Genomic DNA, 20,094 nt, shown 5'->3' on the forward strand with positions numbered 1-20,094 from the left:
TGATAAAGTCGTATTGCCGTCGGGCAGGGCTGACAACGCTGGCTGTGTGGATATCGTCCAGTTTTTCCGTATGGTGCCAGCGATTGCAGAATCGCCTGATCGTTGAAGATGGGTTCGCCGTCGAATGCCGTCAGCTTATGGTCAATATTAGCCTGTGACGCCAGCGGGGGCTGAAGGGAACAGTGCATCGGGGAAATAGGTTTGCCGCTGTTGTTCACTGGCGTAAAAGCTACCCAGCCGGTCGCTCAGATTTTTTATTTTTCTGTACAGTGCGTTGCGCCGGAATCCGCAGCGGCACTGTCGGTTGATATTGGCATACTCAGTGATAAAGGCAGGCTGCTCACCGGGGTATCGACCGTACGCCCTTCTGCAGACTCAGTTGCGGAGCGCCAATGGTACCAAGGTTAACCCGTCCGGAGCCGTAAGGGTGAATGTCGTCATTTGAATCCACTGGGCATTGCCGGTGTGCTGCGGGGTAAAAAGTCCGATCCAGCCTCAATCATGAGGACAATGCGATGCATGATAGGGTGCGCTGTCAGTTCGTCGCTTCCATGCGCAGCGTAGCGAGGCAGCTTTGCTGGCAGTCAATTGGCAGGGTAATGAGCTGCTTAATAATGGCTTGATTGGCAGCGGTAAAACCACGGTGATGTATGGCTCGCTCTCCATTATTTGCACATCCTGTGTCAATAGTTTGCGGGTAGGCGACATTTACTGTGTCGGCCACCTGCCCTGGTGGAAACGCCTATGGTATATCTTCTCCTCGCATCCGTTCATTCTGGCGGCATTGGCGCTGTTGGCGATTATTCTGGTGAGCCTGGTGCTGTGGCAGGTGCCGTGGATGCTGCGTCGCCGTCTGGATCCCGACGATAGGAAAATAAGCATATGAAAGAGTCTGTTTACCGTACACTGATGGCCGCTGCGTTGCTGTGTGTCAGCGTCGCCACCGTTGGCGCACCCTGTGAATGGCATGAGTGGGAGCAGTTTCGTCAGGGCTATATCAGCCCTGACGGGCGGGTTATCGATCCCAGTTCTCCCCGCCAGGTAACCACCTCGGAGGGGCAAAGTTATGCGCTGTTCTTTGCCTTGGTCAATAACGATCGCGCGTTGTTCGGTAAGTTATTGGCATGGACGCAGAATAATCTGTCGCAGGGCAGTCTGAGCCAGCGTTTGCCAGCCTGGAAGTGGGGACGCCATGATGACGGGCGTTGGCGCATATTGGATGATAACTCTGCCTCGGATGCCGACCTGTGGATAGCCTATACGCTGCTGGAGGCCGGGCGCCTGTGGCAGGATTCCGATTACCAACATTTGAGTATTCAGCTATTGGCGCGGATTGCCCGGGAGGAGGTGGTCTCCTTGCCGGGATTTGGCATGATGCTGCTGCCGGGTCGTCAGGGGTTCCGCTCTGGCGCTCTGTGGACGATAAATCCAAGCTACCTGCCACCGCAGATCCTGGCTCGGATTGCGCCATTGCATGGACCGTGGAACCGTCTGCAGTACAGCGCATTGCGCATGTTAGAGGCGTCGTCGCCGCATGGCATCGTGCCGGACTGGACAAACTGGCAGCGGAATAAGGGCTGGCTGCCGACGCCGGGGCGGGCCTATATCAGCGGCTATGATGCCATCCGGGCCTATCTGTGGGCGGGAATGCTGGCCGATGGCGCTCCGGCCAAAAGCGCGCTGGTGAAGCACTGGCAGCCGATGGTGGCGTTGAGTGAGCGTCTGGGATATATCCCTGAAAAGGTCGGTGTACTGGGCGTAGAGCCCCAGGGTGAAGGCAACGTTGGGTTCTCGGCCGCCATGTTGCCGTTTCTGGATGCCAGCAACAGTCCGTTATTGGCGGCGCAGCGGCAGCGGGTAAAAGACAACTTGCCGGGGAATAATAACTACTACAGTTCAGTCCTGACGCTGTTTGGCCTGGGATGGGATCAGCGGCGTTACCGTTTTAATCTACAGGGTGAACTGGTGCCAAACTGGGGTTCCGTATGCGATGTTTCCGACTGAGCCTGACTGCCTTACCGGTGACACTGGCGTTGAGTACGCCAGTGAGGTGCGGGTATGCATAGGCGAATCCGCGCAGCGTTATGATCTGGTAACGCAGTTGCTCGACCGTTTGATGATGATCCTGAAGTGATCCCGGCGCGTATTCGCATGCTGTTGTGTCTGGGGGATATCGTCGTTGCAAACCAGCTTATCAGGACGTCGTGCAGTCCGGCACCGGATGCCGCCGTGTGCCAAACGGTGTGGATGCCGGTGATGCTGAGTACGCCGGAGAGAGACCAGGCGCTGCAGCAGGCGCGCCTGTTGGCGTCCGGAGGCCAGTAGGCGGCAGCCGTTGCAGTCTATGCACGGCATGTCGCTCCCGCGGGTGTTTGGTGTTTGCGCCAGAGTACTGACGTACGGTTGCTCATCTGCCGGGGTAGGTATTGTGAGCGATCGCCCGGTTTGAATTCGCTATCGTGGCCGATCCACATAGCGATCAGCTTAGTAAATGGCATAGCCTGCTGAAGGCTAACCGCTACTGGCTGCTGATTACGCTGGGGTATTTGGCGCTGGCGGAGCAACCATATCGCCTGGCGCTGCGGCGCGATCCACTTAATGGCCGTGTGTTGAGGAAGTTTGTGAGTATTTACCAGCAGAAATCGCCAGATAAGACGCTGGCCTACCTGTAGCCGCAGGAGACGGCCCTGGTGGGACGTCAGTCCACTGGAAAAGCTGAGCGAGGCACCGCGTCTGACGGTATCTGGCTGAACGTCGGTACGCTGGTGAGCCTGATCGGGCTCAGGCGGTGCTGCAATAGAGCCCTGCGGTGTAGTGGAGCGACGGCATCTGCGATGGCGGCCATGAATAGTAAGCGGTTGCTTACTTACAGCGTCAGACCGCCACCACGGCGATCGCGCTAACGTTGGCTGACTGAGCAGTGGCCCGGAACGATTATTCTGCCGCCCAGAAAGGATATCAGAGCGTTTTGATCCCCGACCCGCAGAACAGCGATGTCCGCCTCGGGGAGGTTGAAACGTTCGGTCAGTGGGATCCCCGCTGCGGTACGGTGTGGGGCGCTGTTCGGCGCAATGGCGTCGCGCTGATCGCCGACTACCTGGAGGGCAAGAATGCCGAGAGCAGCAGCCTGCGCTGAATGGGAGCTACTACAAGCTGATTAATGAAGATAACCGCTGAGTCAGCGTTGGCTCGGCAATATGCTCGGGCATGACGACAAGGATCTTAGTGGCTGTACCCTACGGGCGATCGTGGTGCGGTGGTTGAGAAGCCACTGGTGCATCGGCGCCGGAGGCTATCTTCAGCAGGCGAAGGACTATACCCCCAGCCATGCGCTTATCTATGTGCGTTACTTTATGCAGGGGTGGCAGGGCGACATGGATCTTCCTTCGTAGCCTCTACGGTCCTATGCCGATTTCTAGAGTGGCGACAGATGCGTCGCGCGCGGGTGGACAGGCCGCTGCGCAGCGTTTTTTTTACGTAATATTATGTGGATATGGAACATGATGGCTCTCATTCATCCCAGGGATGGAATGGGAAAGGCGCGAAACGATCTTTTGGTATAGTTAATAACGTTGGTTAATCCAGTATACTCGGCCGGTTTGAGGCCTGCGGGCGCCGCCGACGCGGCAGCAGGCCGTCAGCAAATTTTGTGTGCGGAGAGAGAGTTTGCGAGTCAGTCGTTCCTTAACCATAAAACAGATGGCGCTGGTCTCCTCGGTAGCGCTGGTGACCGTCTGTATCTTCACGGTAATTCAGCTGTTTCACTTTGTGCAGCAGCGTAAGGATGACTATGGCCAGCAGCTGCAGAGTATTGCCCAGTCGGTGCGTCTGCCGCTGGCCGATGCGATGCTGAACATGGATGTCGTCAAGACCCAGCAGATCCTGGACGGCTTGCGGGCAAGTGGAATTCTCGCGCGGGCTGATATCGTATTACCTCATCATGAGGTACAGGTGCTGCGCGGTCACTTTCCCGCGGTGCGGCCCGTGCCGCGCTGGGCGGGCCGACTCTTCCATCTGCCACTGCAGCTCTCCACCCCGTTGTATGGCATAGATCGTGGCCGCGCGACGCCGGATCATCCGTTGGGTTACCTGATCCTGCAGGTGGACTCATTCCGCCTGTACCGTTTTATTCTCACGACCTTTGCGACCATGGTGTCGACCTATCTGCTGTTGGCGTTGATCCTGACGGTGGCCATCAGCTGGTGCATGAACCGCCTGCTGGTGCATCCGCTGCGGGCGCTGGCTCGCGAGCTGCGCAACATGCCGCGGGAGGCGCCGCACTACCATCAGCTTCCTCAACTACCTCATCACGGCGATGATGAGCTGGGGCTCTTGGTTCGTACCTATAACCGTAATCAGCAGGTGCTGGAGAAGACCCGCCAGACCATGAGTCAGTATTCCCAAACGAACCTTCCCAGTCAGACGCTGTTTGTGTCGCTGCTTGAGCAGCAGAGCCAGGATGGGCATGAGGGACAGTGTGTAATGATGGTCAGCATCCCGACCCTGCAGGAGGTGACGGGGGTATTGGACAGCGGGCAGCGCGATATGCTGTTGATGACGCTGGTAGAGCGCCTGCATGAGGGGACTTCGCCGAACAGCCTGTTGGCGCAGGCGAGCCAGGATGGTTTTTTGATACTGGCGGGCGATGTGGCGCGCCCGAGCGATGCCATGCAGCAGGCTCAGCGTCTGATGAGCCTCTTAACGCAGCCGGTGACTCTGGACAATCTGGCGCTGCGACCAACGGCGGCTATCGGGATCGCGATGTGTCGACCGTCGCAGGAGATATCAGAGGAGGATCGCGGGCTTAGCCAGACGGAGCGGTTGCTGATGCAGGCCCGCTCAGCGCTGAATATGGCGATGACGGACGGGAAGAATCGGGTATTGTTTTTTGAGCCCCAGCTGGCTGAGCGTGTCAAGGCACGCTTAACCCAGCAGAATGAGATTCTGAACGCGCTGCGGCAGGGCGATTTTGAGCTGTACCTGCAGCCGCAGATTGATCTGCGCAGCCAGCGGCTGGCGGGGGCGGAGGCGCTGATCCGCTGGCACCGGCAGGACGGCGGCTGCAGTGAGCCATCTCAGTTCATTCCGCTGGCCGAGGAGCAGGGCGGTATTGTGGCACTGGGCGAGTGGGTGCTGGAAGAGGCGGTACGGATTTTGGTCGATTGGCAGCGACGGGGGTTGATGATACCGCTGTCGCTGAATGTCTCTGCGCTGCAGCTGGCCGACGCCCGCTTTGGTCAACGCCTGGAGACCCTGCTGCTGCAGCATGCGATTGCAGCAGAGCATCTGCATCTGGAGATTACCGAAACCGCCTATATCAGCGATATTCACAGGGTGGCCGATACGCTGGATTGTCTGCGTAACCAGGGCGTGCGTGTGGCGCTGGATGATTTCGGCATGGGGTATTCCGGGCTGAACTACCTGCGTCATTTGCCTGTCGATATTCTTAAAATTGATAAAAGTTTTATCGATCAGATCCCACTGGACGGTGCGCTGGTGCGCATTGTCAGCTCGATTGCCGAGGTGCTTTCCCTGGAGGTGGTTGCAGAAGGGGTGGAGACGCAGGGGCAGTGCGACTGGTTACTGGCTAACGGTATTCACTATGCACAGGGATACTTCTTCTCACCGGCGCTGTCACAGCGCGATTTTCTGGCGAATTACCCGGTGGCCACTGTGGTGGTTCCCTCCATATAGCACCGACGATCTCTGCTAGCAATACGGATAATTCTTGCAGGGTCTTATGCGTTTCAGCTCATAGATTTGATTAAATAAATTTTATAATTGAAATGCCGCGTTTTCATATTGTTAACTTAATGTTACTTTTAAACGCATGCAATACCCGCCATTCGGGATGCAGAAGCTGCGCGTTCGTACCCGACCAGGAATAAAAATCATGAAAAAAAGTATCTTCACGAGCCTCTATCTACAGGTGTTGGTGGCTATCACTATTGGTATTTTGCTCGGCCATTTCTATCCCGATCTGGGTACCCAGATGAAGCCGTTGGGCGATGGGTTTGTCAAACTGATTAAGATGATCATCGCACCGGTGATCTTTTGTACTGTGGTGACCGGTATTGCCGGTATGGAGAGCATGAAAGCGGTGGGGCGCACCGGTGCCATTGCGCTGCTCTATTTTGAGGTGGTCAGTACCATCGCGCTGATCATCGGCCTGGTGGTGGTTAACATACTGCAGCCGGGCGTAGGTATGAACGTCGACCCGAACGCGCTGGATACCAAGGCGGTCGCGGTCTATGCCGATCAGGCGGCGCAGCAGGGCATTGTGGCTTTCCTGCTCGATGTGATCCCCAGCAGCGTTATCGGTGCCTTTGCCAGCGGCAACATCCTGCAGGTGCTGCTGTTTGCGGTGATGTTTGGTTTTGCGCTGCACCATTTGGGAGAAAAAGGGCAGTTGATCTTCAATGTGATCGACAGCTTTGCCAAAGTGATTTTTGGCGTGATTAACATGATTATGAAGCTGGCCCCCATCGGTGCCTTCGGCGCCATGGCGTTCACCATCGGTAAGTATGGGGTGGGAACGCTGGTACAGCTGGGGCAGTTGATCCTGTGCTTCTATATCACCTGCGCCCTGTTTGTGGTGCTGGTGCTGGGCAGCATCGCCAAGGCGACCGGGTTCAGTATCTTCCGCTTTATTGCCTACATTAAGGAGGAGCTGCTTATCGTACTGGGTACTTCTTCCTCGGAGTCGGCACTGCCACGGATGCTGGACAAGATGGAGAAAGTGGGCTGCCAGAAGTCGGTGGTGGGGCTGGTGATCCCCACTGGCTACTCCTTTAATCTGGACGGAACCTCTATCTATCTGACCATGGCGGCGGTATTTATCGCCCAGGCGACCAATGCCCAGATGGATATCTGGCATCAAGTGACGTTGCTGGTGGTCCTGCTGCTCTCCTCGAAGGGTGCCGCCGGCGTGACCGGCAGCGGCTTCATCGTCTTGGCTGCGACCCTGTCGGCGGTAGGGCATCTTCCGGTAGCCGGGTTGGCACTGATCCTGGGCATCGATCGCTTCATGTCGGAAGCCCGGGCCCTGACCAACCTGATCGGCAACGGTGTGGCGACGATCGTTGTCGCCAAGCGCTGTCGTCAACTGAATGAAAAACAGATGAATGCCGTACTCGGAGGCCGTGACAGCGCTCTGAGGGATCCCATCGCATAGCGCCTTTCCAGCCCGGCAGCAAGAGTGTGCCGTCGCGTTCTCCTCTTATTCCGCCATCGCCCCCGGCTTTTTGTTACCGGGGGTGAATGTTCCCCCCCGGCGGATTTTTGTTACCGAGAGTGAATGTTTCCCCCTGCGGCTTGATGCTGTCGGGGGCGCCTTTATAATGATCTCATCTATTTCCTGTTCCCGACGCGTAGCGTTACGCGGAATTTTTTTAAGCGTTTGCGACTTTGGCTGTTTTCTGTGGTCTAACGGAACAACACCTATATGCGTGGGTTACGCTTTTGTCTGATTTGAGTAGGGGTTCACATGCAATACACCAAATTGCGTCTGATGGTTGGTGGGCTGGCGCTGGCCATGGCCGGTACCTGCGTGCATTCTGAAACGCTACAACCCGACCCTGCCTGGCAGGAGGGCAAGCTGTCGAATGGTCTTTCCTGGCAGATACTGGCTACACCGCAGCGTCCGTCCGATCGCATTGAGTTGCGTATGATCGTCAACACCGGCTCGCTGTCGGAGTCTCCTCAGCAGATGGGGTATGCCCACCTGTTGCCGCGCCTGGCTCTGGCGCAGGGCAAGGGGCTTGATGCGCCCGCACTGCAGTCGTTCTGGCAGCAGGCAATCGATCCCGCCCGCCCGATGCCGACAGCGATCACCTCGTACGACTACACCAGCTATAACCTGAGTCTGCCCAATAACCGCCCCGATCTGATGAAGGATGCCCTGCGCTGGCTGGCCAATACTGCCGGCGATCTGCAGGTGAATGCCGAGACGGTCGGTGAGGCGCTGAAAGGTGCCGACAGCCGTGTGATGGCGCAGCCCGGCGAGGCTGGCGATCCCTGGTGGCGCTACCGTCTGAAGGGATCCAACCTATTGGGCCATGAGCCCGGACGGGCAGCGGTGGTTCCACTGGCGCCGACGCAGCTGAAGGCCTTTTATCATCAGTGGTATACCCCTGATGCGATAACACTGTATGTGGTTGGCAACGTGGATGCCCGGGCGCTGAGTGAACAGATTAATCAAACCTTCGGCTCCCTGAGCGGCCAGCGGGAGACGCCTGCCACCGTGCCGGCGTTGCCGGCGCTGGCCGCGGCACCGGTGAGCCTGATCGCCGATGGTACCCAGCAGGATATCCTGTCGCTGGTCTGGGATACACCGTGGCAGCCGATCCGCGACTCCCAGATGTTGCTACGCTATTGGCGTAGCGACTTAGCGCGCGAGGCGCTGTTCTGGCATCTACAACAGGTGCTGGCCAACAGCGCGCTGAAAGGCAGTGTGAACCTGAGCTTTAACTGCCAGGTGCAGTATCAGCGCTCGCAGTGTGCAATCCATTTAGAGACGGCCCAGGCGTCATTGAGTAAGACGCTGGCGTTTATCGCCGATGAGATGTCCGCGCTGCGTGATGATGGGATTACCCAGACGGAGTTTGACACTCTGCTGGGGCAAAAGAACGATCAGCTGAGCCACCTGTTCGCCACCTATGCGCGGACCAATACCGAAATCCTGATGAGTCAGCGTCTGCGCTCACAGCAAAGTGGTGTGGTGGATATCGCACCGGAGGCCTATCAGAAGCTGCGTCAGACGTTTCTGAGCGCTCTGACGCTGGACGATATTAACCAGGAGCTGCATATCATGCTGTCGCGGGAACCTGCCGTGGTGCTGCGTCAGCCGCGCGGCGAGGCAGAGGAGAACGTTGGCCGGCTGCTGGAGGAGTATAATCGGGTGATGGGGCTCGAGGGTGAAGAGGCCGTCACCGCGGAGACGGTGGATACACCATCCCAGCCGGCCGCCGCTGAAAACCCGGCTCACGAAACTACGCCGTCTCAGCCGCTGGCGCAGTAGGTACGTACGCTGCGACAGGTGCGACAGAACAACGCCGGCGTGAGCTGGCGTTGTTCTGTGTGGCCCACCGTGGATGGTTAGGCGGGCATGACGTCGCGGGGAATGATGGCGCCGCGGTGCTGGATCACCGTGCTGGCTGTCAGGTGTCCCCGGGCCGCTGCCGTTTGTACATCGCCACCCATCAGGCGGACAGACAGATAGCCAGCGCTGAAAGAGTCTCCGGCCGCGGTGGTGTCGATGACCTGCTCTTTGGCCAGTCTGACCGCTGGGATCTCATCACGCCGGGTGCCGATGGAGACCAGGCAGGCATCGGCGCCACGCTTGATGATGACCTCGCTGACGCCAAGGGCGTGAGTCCGCTCCAGTACGGCATCCAGCGGCTGCTGCCCCCACAGTAAATCTTCGTCGTCCAGCGTCAGGAAGGCGATGTCGGTGCAGGAAAGTATGGCGCGATAGGCATTGCGGGCCTGCTCCATCCCCTGCCACAGACGTGGGCGGTAGTTATTATCAAAGATAATCTTGCCGCCGTTGTCCCGACAGCGCTGCAGCAGCAGCATCAGGCGTTCACGGCTAGCGTCATCCAGAATGGCCAGGCTGATCCCACTGAGATACAGGTAGTCAAATTGCGCCAGACGGTCGCAGATGGCATCGGCCTCGATGCTCTGCAGCCAGTAGCGGGCGGCGGCGTCGTTGCGCCAGTAGTAGAACGTCCTCTCGCCGTACGTGTCGGTTTCGATCACATACAGCCCCGGCAGCTTATCGTTCATGCGCTGAACCAGAGCCGTCTGTAGACCCTCCTGCTGCCAAGAATCGATCATTTCACCGCTGAAGCTATCGCAGCCCAACGCGGTGACATAGTGCACGGACAGGCGTTCGGCGGGCACCTGACGGGCCAGGTATACAGCGGTGTTCAGGGTATCGCCGCCGAATCCGCGCGTTAGATCTGCGCCTTTCTGTGACAGTTCAATCATGCATTCGCCAATAATGGCAATGTTCGCGCTCGTCATGGGAAATCAGCCCGTGGTAACCAGAGAAAATGACCTCTAGTTTGTCGATGGGAAATACCCTCGTCAATAAAAATAAAACAACGTTCTGTTTTTATATGATTTGGATCTAAAAACCCACCTCTGAATGGAGGCCGGGAGCCTGCTGCTACCGGGGTTAAAGCTTTTATCATACATGCCGATAAACACAGCAGTAGGGAGGGGTATGCTCCACTGCTGGGCTCCCGTTATAGGGGCGCAGAGGCTGCCGTTCTTCAGAGATCAACGGATGGGAAATGCATGAATATTGGCAATATCGTATCCGGTGGCCCGGGAGCCGTGTCGTTGCTGCACCACGATACCTTGGGCAGTGCCGATTGGCAGTCCTGTGGACGGGAGTACACTTTTCAGCCTATCTACTCTACCTGTGGCCGTCTGCTGGCCATCGAGCTGCTAACCCAGGTGGCTCACCCGGATCAGCCGACGCAGCGGCTTTCACCGGAACTCTACTTCGCCAATATTCCGCTGTCGCTGCGTTTGCAGGTGCTGCTGGAACAGCTGCGCCTGGTACATCACTGGCGTGCTTTTTTCGGGCAGTATGGCCTGTTTGTCTCTATCAATGTGGATGGCCAGGTGCTGCATGCGCTGCAGAAGAAGGCTGAGGCTGTGACGCTGATCGGTGAACTGCCGTTTTTACGCTTTGAGATACTTGAGCATGTACATGGCAGTGCACCGATCCACGGGCTGCCGGATCTGCATCGCCTATGGTTGGATGACTTTGGCAGCGGCCTGGCTAACTTCTCTTCGCTCATCGATGTCCGCTATGAGTTCGTCAAGCTGGATCGCGCCGTGTTTGCCCTGCTGTGTCAGACGCAGCAGGGAACCGATCTATTTATGGCGCTGGTGGCGATGATGCGCCAGTACTCGCGTGGGGTGATTGTTGAAGGGGTGGAGACGGCTCAGGCCTGGCAGCTGGTGCAACGCTCGGACGCCTGTGCGGCCCAGGGCTACTACCTGTCACGACCGCTCCAGTTTGAACGTCTTCCCCTATTACCTCAGCGTTTCGCCGGCTAGTCGGTGTGCGGCGGCGAGGGATACAGCTGCGGGCAGCGATGGTCCTGAATCTCCTCAATCGAGGCCAGACTGCCGCGCCACAGCGCCCGGCGGGTCGCCAGCAGGATCAGCTGACCGTCCGGCGCCGGCAGCAGCGCCAGCCCATAGGCCGCCATATCATCATGCGCCCCGTTTAAGCGGGAGAGCAGAATAAAAGGACTTTCCCGCGCCAGCGTTTCATTGCTCAATCGTCTTGCCCAGTAGGGGTGACCATTGATCCCATTGCTGACTGCCTGCCACTGCGTTCCGAGCGTGGGATAGATTTTCCACAGTTGGGAGACGACCGCCTGACGGGTGCAGGAGAGATGAATATGCAGCTGATCCTGGGTACGTCCCGCGCGCGAGTTGATGGTCAGCGAGAGCCGGCTATCGGCTATCGGTTGGCCGTAGCGCTGGCTTAACAGCGGGCGGCTATACCACGCCAGCGCCATATAGTTGGGCGTCGCCGGGTTGAGCAGCTGCGGATCGTCGATGCCGCTGCTACGGACGGTGGGCAGCAGCAGGTACTGCAGCGCCCCCCGACGATCCTTGAACAGGGCGTAGCCCTGGCTGCGGTCCAGATAGGCGCAGGGTGCGGGATCGCCGCTTGCCTGCTGGTGGGGGAGACACTGCTGGCTGACAATGCGCCACAGCGCATCGCTCTGCGGATGATACAGCAACAGCGTGACGGCGGCAGCCAGCAGCAGCAGCGTTGCCGCAAGGCCATAGGTATAGCGGTGACGGATCTGCATGATGATACCTGTTTACAGAGGTGTAAAATAATGGACTATCGCCCGATAGTGGCCACTTGGCACCTGAGTTCATGGTGAGGATAAATATTTTATTTATCCTCTGTATCAGATTGATGACGGCATATTTTAACGATGAACTCTGTTGCCAGCATAGGATAATTGCATAAAAAATATCCTGAATTTACAATGGCCGTGCCAGTATGCGGATCCTGCTGTAGTGGCTGACCAAAGGTAAAAATATGCTCGATGTTGATGTGAGTGTTATTAGGACTTTTCTGACCGTGATGGATACGCGTAGTGTAACACTGGCTGCAGAGTTGTTGGGCAGCTCTACAGCTTCGATTAGCCGCGCGTTGAAAAAAATGCGTGATGCATTTAACGACCCGTTGTTTATCCGGACCAAGCAAGGGTTAGAGCCGACAGCGTTAGCATACAATATTACGCCTAATCTGGCGCAGGCATTAAATAATATTCAGCGCGCCGCGAATTTAACCAATGGTATTCACCAGGGCGATCGCCGTCAGACCCGATTAAAGCTCAGTATGTCCCCGTTGTTGGAGTTTTATCTGACCCGTTTGCTGCAGCGTTACCATTACCCATTTGACAGCGTAGCGTTGATGACGGAAACCCATGATGGTGATTTAACCCGGGATATCAGTCGGCTACGCTCGCGGAAAATCGATATCAGCTTTACGCCGCAGAAATACGCAGACTGGATGATTACCAATGTGCCTGTATTCGATGTACAGCCCGCAGTGTTGTGCCGGGTGGGCCATCCCCGCATCGGCCCGGGGTTTACGCTGGAGCAGCTGGCGCAGGAGGATTACCTGAGCCTGACGATGTGGCCGTCGTTGTTTGAGGATGATGAGGTACTTAACCCTCACCGGAAGGCGCCGATCTACTCCAGCTCATCGTTGCTGAATCTGATGATGGTGGCGGCCTCCAGCGATTATATCCTGCTGTGTAGCAAGCAGTTTGCCCAGGAGTTTGCGCGTCTGGTGGAGGTTCAGGTATTGGATCACACCCTGGGGCGCTCCACGGGAACCATATATGCGCACTATCATAAAAGCCGGACGACCGATCCCTGCATTATCGAATTGATAGATATTCTACGCATCCGTGGCAGTGACTAAGAGCCGCTAACCGGTGCCAGCATGTCATTCCGCTGCCAAAACCCAGCGACTGGGGCAAGTCCTCCCACGGTATCCCAGTCGTAAGGACAAACAGAATACCGTTGAGAACGGCATAGTCATCAAGGCGTGGGCGGCCACTCCATGACGAAGGCTGTTGGGGCGGCAGAAGTGGCTGTAAGGATTTCCAGAGCTGCTTACTGATGATTTTTCGTGTCATGCCTGCTAACTCGGTTTTGTTAGCGGCTCTAAGTTGGAGTCGAGACCGATTTTTTAATCTTTATTCGCGATATTTCGTAAAAAAAGAGCCTGCGTTGCAGGCTCTGAACTGCAGTCGTTAGAGGCTGCCTGTCGCCCGGCACAGCTGGCTGTCCACGCGGTGGCGCTCTAGCGCCAGCTCGATCAGCTGGGTGATCAGCGCCTGATAGCTGATACCGCTGGCCTGCCACAGTTTGGGATACATACTGATATTGGTAAATCCAGGCAGTGTGTTGATCTCATTGATAATGACTTCATTCTCTGCGGTTACAAAGACATCGACGCGTGCCAGACCGCGGCACTCCAGCGCCTGAAACGCCCGTAGGGCGGTTTGACGGACGCGCTCGCTGACTTCGGGCGCCATCGCTGCCGGCACGACCACCTGAGCATCTTGTGCGCTGATGTACTTGCTGTCATAGGAATAAAAGTCGCTGTGCAGGACGATCTCGCCACAGACGCTGGCCTGCGCCACCTCGTTACCGAGGATGGCGCATTCAATCTCATGCCCAATCACTCCGCGTTCGACGATTACCTTATGATCGAAGCGCAGCGCATCGGCAATCGCGCGGTGATACTCATCCGCGTTACGAACCTTGTTGACGCCGACGGAGGAGCCCTGGTTGGCCGGCTTGACAAACAGCGTCTCGCCCAGCTGGCTGCGCAGCGTCTCATAGTTGTAGTGGGTCTGCGTGGCGCGGGTCAGCGTGACGAAGGGGGTGATCGGCAAGCCTGCATCGCGCAGCAGGCGTTTGCATACCTCTTTATCCATGCAGGCAGCGGAGCCGATGACGTCGGATCCGACAAAGGGCAGGTTCAGCATTTTCAGCATACCCTGCAGGCAGCCATCCTCGCCCAGCGTGCCGTGTACGATGGGAAAAATAACGTCCAGCGAGGGTAGAATTTCACCGCTGACACTATCGATAAGCTGTCCCTGGATTGCTCCGGGGATCACCGCCAGACGGCGTTCTGAATGATTCAGGGCGATATGCTGTGGGTCATGGGCATGGTTCAGGTAGTCCTGCCCGCTGCATAGATGCCAGTATCCCTGCTTGTCGATACCGATAAGTGTTACGTCAAAACGTGATTGATCGATCGCTTCGACAATATTTTTTGCTGATTGAAGAGAAACCTCGTGCTCGCAGGATTGACCGCCGAACACAATGCCAACGCGAATTTTTGCCATTATCCAACCCGTATAACTTACCAAAAATAAAATAGGTTTTACCATATCGCTGAACCGGGTAAACGCCAACCCTTTGTCACTACGACCCGCGTAAAATGGCGCATTTTACCCGTGGGATCGCCGTAGGATATGTCTGGAATGGCGCGGTGTACGCTGAGATTGATACGCAGTTAACTTGTAATGGCATATGCTGGGTCTCTCAAAATGGTACGGAGCAGGAGCGGGATATGAGACGAGCGGGATGTATGCTGGGGTTGGCGATGCTGTTGGCGGGGTGCAGTGATACGACGGTAGAGCCCGCTTTTCGCGGTATATACAGTGAAGGTTTTGAGGTGAGTGGATTCACGCCTTGCGGCGGTGGTCGAGATGCCTGGCTGTATGACAACGATGGTCAGCTGCGTGCGGCAGAGAACCAGATAGCCCGTCAGCGCAGTCAGTTCAACCAGCCCTATCCCCATGTGTACGTTGAGTTCGATGGGGTGGATGAGGGGAAAGGCAGCGAAGGCTTCCCGGCCGACTACGATCGGGTGATCCGGGTGACGCGCTTGTACACCGTCTCTCCCAATGTGCCGACGGGGTGCCCCTACTCCGTCGAATGAGTTGAGCAATGAGTGATGGTTTTAATAAATTTAATTAAATTTAATTTATTAACCGGATTAAAATCATATGAGTTATCATGATTTACTGTATTTAAATCAATAAATCTGATTGTTTATACACTTGCGGTGAGCTTGTGCCAATGACATGCATCTAACCGAATGATTTTTGATAAAAATCATATTTCATCCTGTTTTTCAAAATAAAAAAATAAACGTCGAGCGTATATTTATGTGACTAATATCGCGAATTTTCCAACGCCCCTGCCGATATATCCTTATTAGATACATACCATTAAAGCACTTAGGAAAACGGCATGTTTAAAAACGTCAGGGTTATCACGGGAATTATCGTCTTATTGGCCATATTTATCCTGCTGCAGGGAGTTTCCGGGCGTCTATTTTATATGGCGATCGCGCAGGATCGGGGTAACTTCTCGCAGTCACGGGCGCTGAGCTATCAGCAGGAGCAGTTGGCCGATGGCTGGCAGACGCTGGTGATGACGCGAGTGACCATTAACCGTGTCGCGATTCGTTACCTGAAGCAGCAAAATGCCGGGGTGGCACAGCTTGAAATCGGCTCGCTGCTGAATGCGGCGAATGCTTCGCTGGACAGCGCCGAAGGCTACTTCAAAAACTATCGTGCCGCGCCGCGGCTGCCTGGGCAGGACGCTGCGTTAGCGGCGGAGGTTGAGCATCGCTTCACGGCGTTGTATCGCCTGCTGCGCGATTCATCGCACTACCTGCGCGCCGGCGACTATCCGGCTTACGGCAAGCTGGAGACCCAGGAGGCGCAGGAGGCCATGGCGAAGATTTATGCCCAGTGGCGCGCCCAGAATCATGGCCTGTTGCAGCAGGGGATCGACGCCAACCAGCGCAGCTTTGGGCGTATGGTGTGGACGTTGGCCGGGATCGCGCTGGCGGTTGTGCTGTTAATCATCCTGGCCGGGGTGGCGGCGCGAGGGATCCTGCTGCGGCCGCTGGCCCAGCTGCACGCGCATTTGCGTCGTCTGACCGCCGGCGATCTGTCGGCGACGCTGGCGGGCGGGCGCAACGAGCTGGGGAGCCTGGCGCACAGCATCAGTGAAATGCAGCAGGCGCTGATTTCGATCGTCGGACAGGTGCGCAACGGCGCCGATACACTGCTGCACGGCAGCAGTGACATTACCGTCGGCAATGCGGATCTATCGTCGCGTACCGAGCAGCAGGCGGCCGCTCTGGAGGAGACAGCGGCCAGCATGGAGCAGTTAACGGCTACGGTGCGCCAGAATGCCGATAACGCCCGCCAGGCCAGCCAGCTGGCCAGCAGCGCCTCTGCGACGGCGAATCAGGGCGGAGCGGTGGTCGGCCAGGTCGTCACAGCGATGGACGAGATCGCCGACAGCTCACGTAAAATTGCCAGCATTACCGGGGTGATTGACTCTATTGCTTTCCAGACCAATATATTGGCGCTTAATGCGGCAGTAGAGTCGGCGCGCGCCGGAGAGCAGGGGCGAGGCTTTGCCGTGGTGGCCGGTGAGGTGCGCAGTCTGGCTCAGCGCAGCGCCCAGGCGGCGCGTGAGATTCGTACGTTGATCGAGGATTCGGTACGGCGTATCGATACCGGCTCCCAGCAGGCGACGCAGGCAGGAGAGACGATGCAGTCGGTGGTTGGTGCTGCCCAGCGGGTCACCGGAATTATTGCCGAGATCGCGGCGGCCTCTGACGAACAGAGTCAGGGGATCGCTCAGGTAAGTCAGGCGGTGAGTGAGATGGAGCAGGTGACCCAGCAGAACGCTGCGCTGGTGCAGCAGTCCGCCGCGTCCGCCACATCGCTGGAGGAGCGGGCCTGCAGCCTGTCCCAGGCGGTTGCCCTATTTACATTGCCAGAGAGTCAGGCGTCGCGCCCGGCATAAGCGTGCCAACGCCATACGGGCCGGCGAGGGCTGGCCCGTAGCGTGACATCGGGTTAACGCATGGTAACAAACTCTTCAGAGGCCGTCGGATGGATGGCCACGGTATTGTCAAAGTCCCGCTTAGTGGCGCCCATCTTCAGCGCCACGGCGAAGCCCTGCAGCATTTCATCCATACCGAAGCCGATCCCGTGGATCCCGACGATCCGTTCATCCGCCCCCTGGCACACCAGCTTCATGCGACACGGCTGACGGTGCTGGGTGACCGCGCTATACATGGCGGTAAATGAGGAGGTGTAGACCTTAATCTGTTCATCGCCGTACTGCGCACGCGCCTGCGCTTCGCTCAGTCCCACGGTGCCGATCGGCGGGTGGCTGAAGACCACGGTGGGGATATTGCTGTAATCCAGGTGCTCCTGCGGCTTATTGTTGAACAGACGCTCAGAGAGGCGGCGCCCGGCGGCGACAGCGACCGGCGTCAGCTCGACGGCGCCGGTATTGTCCCCGACGGCGTAGATGCCGGGAACGTTGGTATTCTGGAACGCATCAACCGGAATATAGCCGTTGGCGTCGGTAGTGACCCCGGCAGCCCCCAGATTGAGGCGGTCGGTATTCGGATCGCGGCCAATGGCCCAGATCAGACAATCGACGGTCTGGCTATGGCCGTTTTCCAGCATCAGCGTCAGGCTGCCGTCCGCATTTTTAACCACTGACTGCGGCACGCTGTGGGTATGCAGCTGAGGCCCTTCGCTGTGCATCACCTCCAACAGGGTATCGACGATCAGGCTGTCAAAGCTGCGTAGCGGCGCATGCCTGCGGACGAACAGGTGGGTTTCTGCGCCCAACGCGTTGAGCACCCCGGCGATCTCGACCGCGATATAACCGGCGCCGACGATGGCGACGCGCTGTGGCAGCGCGTCAAGGGCAAAGAATCCGTCGGAGTCGATGCCATATTCTGCGCCCGGGATATCCGGGTGCGCTGGCCGTCCCCCGGAGGCGATGAGGATATGGTCGGCGCTGATACGCTCGCCGTTGACATCGATCGTGTGGGCGTCAATAAAGGTGGTAACTCCCTGGATAACGTCGACTTTGTTATTTCCCAGACCGCGCTGATAGGACTGATGAATACGCTCAATATAGGCGCTGCGGCTGTCGATCAGGCGCTGCCAGTCGAAACGGTTGAGCGTGGTGTCAAAACCATAATCCGGGCCATATAGTTTGATGGCTTCAGCGATCTGCGCGGCGTGCCACATCACTTTCTTCGGAACGCAGCCCACGTTGACGCAGGTGCCGCCCAGCGCTTTGGCTTCGATCAGCGCACACTTGCGGCCGTACATCGCCGCCCGATTGATGGAGGCGATACCGCCGCTGCCGCCGCCGATGGCGAGATAGTCATAATGTTTAGTCATAGGGATGTCTTCGCGTTATCAACAAATCGGATTTGCCCCGCAATGCCTCTCTGCCGGAGGCAGGATGGCGAGATACCGCGGCTATTGCAGGATTGCTCCGAAGTGTAACGCTGCGGTGGGCCGACAGCAAAATCTTGCCGTCGGCAGGGCACAAATTCCGTATGAAGCGAGTGGAATTACTCTGGGACGATCCAGTTTACGCTGGCGTGGCCGGTTTCCTGTGGAACCAGCGCTTGATGCAGCCAGGGCAGCAGACTGCGCATCTGCTCCTCCAGCTTCCACGGCGGATTGATGACGATCATCCCGGAGGCGGTCATCCCGCGCTGATCGCTGTCCGGGCGTACCGCCAGCTCAATCTGCAGGATACGGCGAATGCCGGTCTCCTCCAGGGTATGGACCATTCGCTTGATGTTCTGGCGCAGCACCACCGGGTACCATAGCGCATAGGTGCCGGTGGCAAAGCGTTTGTGCCCCTCCTGGATCCCTTTCACTACATCCTGATAGTCGCTCTTCAGCTCATAGGGCGGGTCGATCAGGATCAGGCCGCGCCGTGTCGCTGGCGGCAGCTGGGACTTGAGCTGCTGGTAGCCATTTTCACGGACGACCCGGGCGCGCCCGTCTTTCTGGAATTCGGCGCGCAGCAGCGGAAAGTCGCTGGGATGCAGCTCGCTCAGGTGCAGGCGATCCTGCTCGCGCAGCAGCTGCCGGGCGAGCAGCGGAGAGCCGGGGTAATAGCGCAGCTGGCCGGAGCGGTTGAAGTGACGCACGGCGTCCATATACGGCGTCAGCGCCTCCGGCAGATCGTCGCGCTGCCATAGACGGGCGATCCCCTCCAGGTATTCGCCGGTCTTCTCGGCATGTTCGCCGCTGAGCAGATAGCGCCCGGCGCCTGCGTGGGTATCGAGGTACAGGAACGGTTTGTCCTTTTCCTTCAGCGCCGCGATGATCAGGCTTTGGACGGTGTGCTTGAGAACGTCGGCGTGGTTGCCGGCATGAAAACTGTGACGGTAACTTAACATAGGGTGATTTGCTTCTGGTGAGTCATTCGGGTTAAAAATGAAGCCTGACTAATGCGGTCGCGACAGGCAGAGACCGGCGCGGCGCGATATTGGATAAAGTATACCCCATTTCATGGGCCGAGGCGTGATAAACCCGTGCGCCGCCATTGAGGAGATGCGAAGACGATGAGCTGTATTTTTTGTCAAATCGTACGCGGCGAGGCGCCGTGCCATAAGATCTGGGAAGATGACGGGCATCTGGCCTTTCTGTCTATCTATCCCAATACGGACGGGTTCAGTGTGGTTATCCCCAAGCGCCATTACCCCAGTTATGCCTTCGACTTGCCCGACGATGTGCTGGCGAAGTTGACGCTGGCTACCAAGAAGGTGGCGCGGTTGCTCGATGCTGCCTTTGAGGACGTGGGCCGCTGCGGCATGTTCTTTGAGGGGTTTGGCGTGGATCATGTGCACAGTAAGCTGTTCCCGATGCACGGCACCGCCAATATGGCCGAATGGCGCCCCATCGAGTCGCGCAGCGAGCGTTTCTTCACGCGTTATGAGGGCTATCTCTCCTCCCACGATGCCCAGCGCGCCGATGACGCCCGATTGGCCGAGCTGGCACAACATATCCGGCGCGTCGCATTCGCCGCTACTCTCTAGTCCGTGCGCGCAGAGATTGATTTTCTGCGCCACAGTCCCCATCCTAGGTTCATTACGCCTTATTTTATCCGCGGCGTCACGCGGCGGATAACCCGAATTCCGGGGCTGCCGTGTCAGCCCCG

General features: G+C 57.6%; 18 protein-coding genes and 2 pseudogenes. 14 read left to right on the forward strand and 6 right to left on the reverse strand.

Translation table 11 applies throughout. The features are described from left to right. Nucleotides 1–574 precede the first annotated feature (574 nt). The 9 genes and pseudogenes from EIEH_RS08335 (at nt 575) to EIEH_RS08370 (ending at nt 9,019) form a co-directional block, all read left to right on the forward strand. A complete protein-coding gene (locus EIEH_RS08335; protein ID WP_015872919.1) occupies nt 575–886 on the forward strand; it encodes a hypothetical protein in 312 nt (103 codons plus the stop codon). Then, nucleotides 883–2,004: a cellulose synthase complex periplasmic endoglucanase BcsZ gene (gene bcsZ, locus EIEH_RS08340; RefSeq protein WP_015872918.1), complete on the forward strand. Its 1,122-nt coding sequence runs from the start codon at nt 883–885 to the stop codon at nt 2,002–2,004. The genes EIEH_RS08335 and bcsZ overlap by 4 nt, the downstream gene beginning before the upstream one ends. A gap of 126 nt (nt 2,005–2,130) precedes the next feature. Then, a complete protein-coding gene (locus EIEH_RS18940) occupies nt 2,131–2,325 on the forward strand; it encodes a hypothetical protein (protein WP_035609225.1) in 195 nt (64 codons plus the stop codon). A gap of 134 nt (nt 2,326–2,459) precedes the next feature. Beyond that, nucleotides 2,460–2,672 (forward strand): hypothetical protein, encoded by a 213-nt coding sequence (locus EIEH_RS18945; protein WP_035609227.1) that lies wholly within the window; start codon nt 2,460–2,462, stop codon nt 2,670–2,672. A gap of 296 nt (nt 2,673–2,968) precedes the next feature. Next, nucleotides 2,969–3,136: a hypothetical protein gene (locus EIEH_RS19275; RefSeq protein ID WP_155961514.1), complete on the forward strand. Its 168-nt coding sequence runs from the start codon at nt 2,969–2,971 to the stop codon at nt 3,134–3,136. 91 nt (nt 3,137–3,227) lie between these two features. Further along, a pseudogene (locus tag EIEH_RS18950) lies at nt 3,228–3,392 on the forward strand (cellulose synthase subunit BcsC-related outer membrane protein); the annotation flags it as partial. 274 nt (nt 3,393–3,666) lie between these two features. Beyond that, nucleotides 3,667–5,694: a biofilm formation regulator HmsP gene (gene hmsP / locus EIEH_RS08360; protein WP_015872916.1), complete on the forward strand. Its 2,028-nt coding sequence runs from the start codon at nt 3,667–3,669 to the stop codon at nt 5,692–5,694. Between the two features lie 199 nt (nt 5,695–5,893). Continuing rightward, the gene (locus tag EIEH_RS08365; protein ID WP_015872915.1) at nt 5,894–7,174 is read left to right on the forward strand and encodes a dicarboxylate/amino acid:cation symporter; all 1,281 of its coding nucleotides are present in this window, start codon (nt 5,894–5,896) and stop codon (nt 7,172–7,174) included. Nucleotides 7,175–7,486: 312 nt separating this feature from the next. Beyond that, a complete protein-coding gene (locus EIEH_RS08370; protein ID WP_015872914.1) occupies nt 7,487–9,019 on the forward strand; it encodes a M16 family metallopeptidase in 1,533 nt (510 codons plus the stop codon). Nucleotides 9,020–9,096: 77 nt separating this feature from the next. Here EIEH_RS08370 and kdgK read toward each other — a convergent pair whose 3' ends face one another. Further along, nucleotides 9,097–10,026, reverse strand: a complete 930-nt coding sequence (gene kdgK / locus EIEH_RS08375; RefSeq protein WP_015872913.1) for a 2-dehydro-3-deoxygluconokinase — start codon at nt 10,024–10,026, stop codon at nt 9,097–9,099. 276 nt (nt 10,027–10,302) lie between these two features. Between kdgK and pdeH the strand changes: the two genes are divergently transcribed. Then, nucleotides 10,303–11,076 (forward strand): cyclic-guanylate-specific phosphodiesterase, encoded by a 774-nt coding sequence (gene pdeH, locus EIEH_RS08380; RefSeq protein WP_015872912.1) that lies wholly within the window; start codon nt 10,303–10,305, stop codon nt 11,074–11,076. Here pdeH and EIEH_RS08385 read toward each other — a convergent pair. After that, nucleotides 11,073–11,846, reverse strand: a complete 774-nt coding sequence (locus tag EIEH_RS08385) for a CDP-diacylglycerol diphosphatase (RefSeq protein WP_015872911.1) — start codon at nt 11,844–11,846, stop codon at nt 11,073–11,075. The genes pdeH and EIEH_RS08385 overlap by 4 nt on opposite strands. 239 nt (nt 11,847–12,085) lie before the next feature. Between EIEH_RS08385 and EIEH_RS08390 the strand changes: the two genes are divergently transcribed. Continuing rightward, the gene (locus EIEH_RS08390; RefSeq protein ID WP_015872910.1) at nt 12,086–12,979 is read left to right on the forward strand and encodes a LysR family transcriptional regulator; all 894 of its coding nucleotides are present in this window, start codon (nt 12,086–12,088) and stop codon (nt 12,977–12,979) included. A 7-nt stretch (nt 12,980–12,986) separates the two neighbouring features. Here the strand turns inward: EIEH_RS08390 and EIEH_RS17605 are convergent. Both EIEH_RS17605 and ddlA read right to left on the reverse strand, forming a co-directional pair. After that, nucleotides 12,987–13,196, reverse strand: a pseudogene (locus EIEH_RS17605) (transposase); the annotation flags it as partial. Between the two features lie 117 nt (nt 13,197–13,313). Next, nucleotides 13,314–14,417, reverse strand: coding sequence for a D-alanine--D-alanine ligase (gene ddlA / locus EIEH_RS08395; protein WP_015872909.1), 1,104 nt, complete (start codon nt 14,415–14,417; stop codon nt 13,314–13,316). A gap of 227 nt (nt 14,418–14,644) precedes the next feature. Here ddlA and EIEH_RS08400 point away from each other — a divergent pair, with 227 nt between their 5' ends. Then, entirely contained in the window at nt 14,645–15,016 is a 372-nt protein-coding gene (locus EIEH_RS08400) for a hypothetical protein (RefSeq protein WP_015872908.1), read from the forward strand. Nucleotides 15,017–15,330: 314 nt separating this feature from the next. Next, on the forward strand, nt 15,331–16,908 hold the full coding sequence (locus tag EIEH_RS08405; RefSeq protein WP_015872907.1) for a methyl-accepting chemotaxis protein: 1,578 nt from the start codon (nt 15,331–15,333) through the stop codon (nt 16,906–16,908). A gap of 53 nt (nt 16,909–16,961) precedes the next feature. On the opposite strand, the gene gorA is transcribed toward EIEH_RS08405, so the two are convergent. Together gorA and EIEH_RS08415 are read right to left on the reverse strand one after the other, a co-directional pair. Then, entirely contained in the window at nt 16,962–18,314 is a 1,353-nt protein-coding gene (gene gorA / locus EIEH_RS08410) for a glutathione-disulfide reductase (RefSeq protein WP_015872906.1), read from the reverse strand. Between the two features lie 176 nt (nt 18,315–18,490). Continuing rightward, the gene (locus EIEH_RS08415) at nt 18,491–19,333 is read right to left on the reverse strand and encodes a 23S rRNA (adenine(2030)-N(6))-methyltransferase RlmJ (RefSeq protein ID WP_015872905.1); all 843 of its coding nucleotides are present in this window, start codon (nt 19,331–19,333) and stop codon (nt 18,491–18,493) included. 165 nt (nt 19,334–19,498) lie between these two features. Between EIEH_RS08415 and EIEH_RS08420 the strand changes: the two genes are divergently transcribed. Next, nucleotides 19,499–19,972 carry an HIT family protein gene (locus EIEH_RS08420; protein ID WP_015872904.1) on the forward strand — a complete coding sequence of 158 codons (474 nt, stop codon included), beginning with the start codon at nt 19,499–19,501 and terminating at the stop codon, nt 19,970–19,972. Nucleotides 19,973–20,094 lie beyond the last annotated feature (122 nt).

The sequence above is a fragment of the Edwardsiella ictaluri ATCC 33202 genome (genome assembly GCF_000264785.1).
Classification (GTDB): Bacteria; Pseudomonadota; Gammaproteobacteria; order Enterobacterales; family Enterobacteriaceae; genus Edwardsiella; species Edwardsiella ictaluri.

Coding starts and splice junctions, on each gene's coding strand:
- bcsZ (WP_015872918.1), top strand. CDS start 883: ATGAAAGAGTCTGTTTACCGTACACTGATGGCCGCTGCGTTGCTGTGT.
- EIEH_RS08365 (WP_015872915.1), top strand. CDS start 5,894: ATGAAAAAAAGTATCTTCACGAGCCTCTATCTACAGGTGTTGGTGGCT.
- EIEH_RS08370 (WP_015872914.1), top strand. CDS start 7,487: ATGCAATACACCAAATTGCGTCTGATGGTTGGTGGGCTGGCGCTGGCC.
- kdgK (WP_015872913.1), bottom strand. CDS start 10,026: ATGACGAGCGCGAACATTGCCATTATTGGCGAATGCATGATTGAACTG.
- pdeH (WP_015872912.1), top strand. CDS start 10,303: ATGAATATTGGCAATATCGTATCCGGTGGCCCGGGAGCCGTGTCGTTG.
- EIEH_RS08385 (WP_015872911.1), bottom strand. CDS start 11,846: ATGCAGATCCGTCACCGCTATACCTATGGCCTTGCGGCAACGCTGCTG.
- EIEH_RS08390 (WP_015872910.1), top strand. CDS start 12,086: ATGCTCGATGTTGATGTGAGTGTTATTAGGACTTTTCTGACCGTGATG.
- ddlA (WP_015872909.1), bottom strand. CDS start 14,417: ATGGCAAAAATTCGCGTTGGCATTGTGTTCGGCGGTCAATCCTGCGAG.
- EIEH_RS08400 (WP_015872908.1), top strand. CDS start 14,645: ATGAGACGAGCGGGATGTATGCTGGGGTTGGCGATGCTGTTGGCGGGG.
- EIEH_RS08405 (WP_015872907.1), top strand. CDS start 15,331: ATGTTTAAAAACGTCAGGGTTATCACGGGAATTATCGTCTTATTGGCC.
- gorA (WP_015872906.1), bottom strand. CDS start 18,314: ATGACTAAACATTATGACTATCTCGCCATCGGCGGCGGCAGCGGCGGT.
- EIEH_RS08415 (WP_015872905.1), bottom strand. CDS start 19,333: ATGTTAAGTTACCGTCACAGTTTTCATGCCGGCAACCACGCCGACGTT.
- EIEH_RS08420 (WP_015872904.1), top strand. CDS start 19,499: ATGAGCTGTATTTTTTGTCAAATCGTACGCGGCGAGGCGCCGTGCCAT.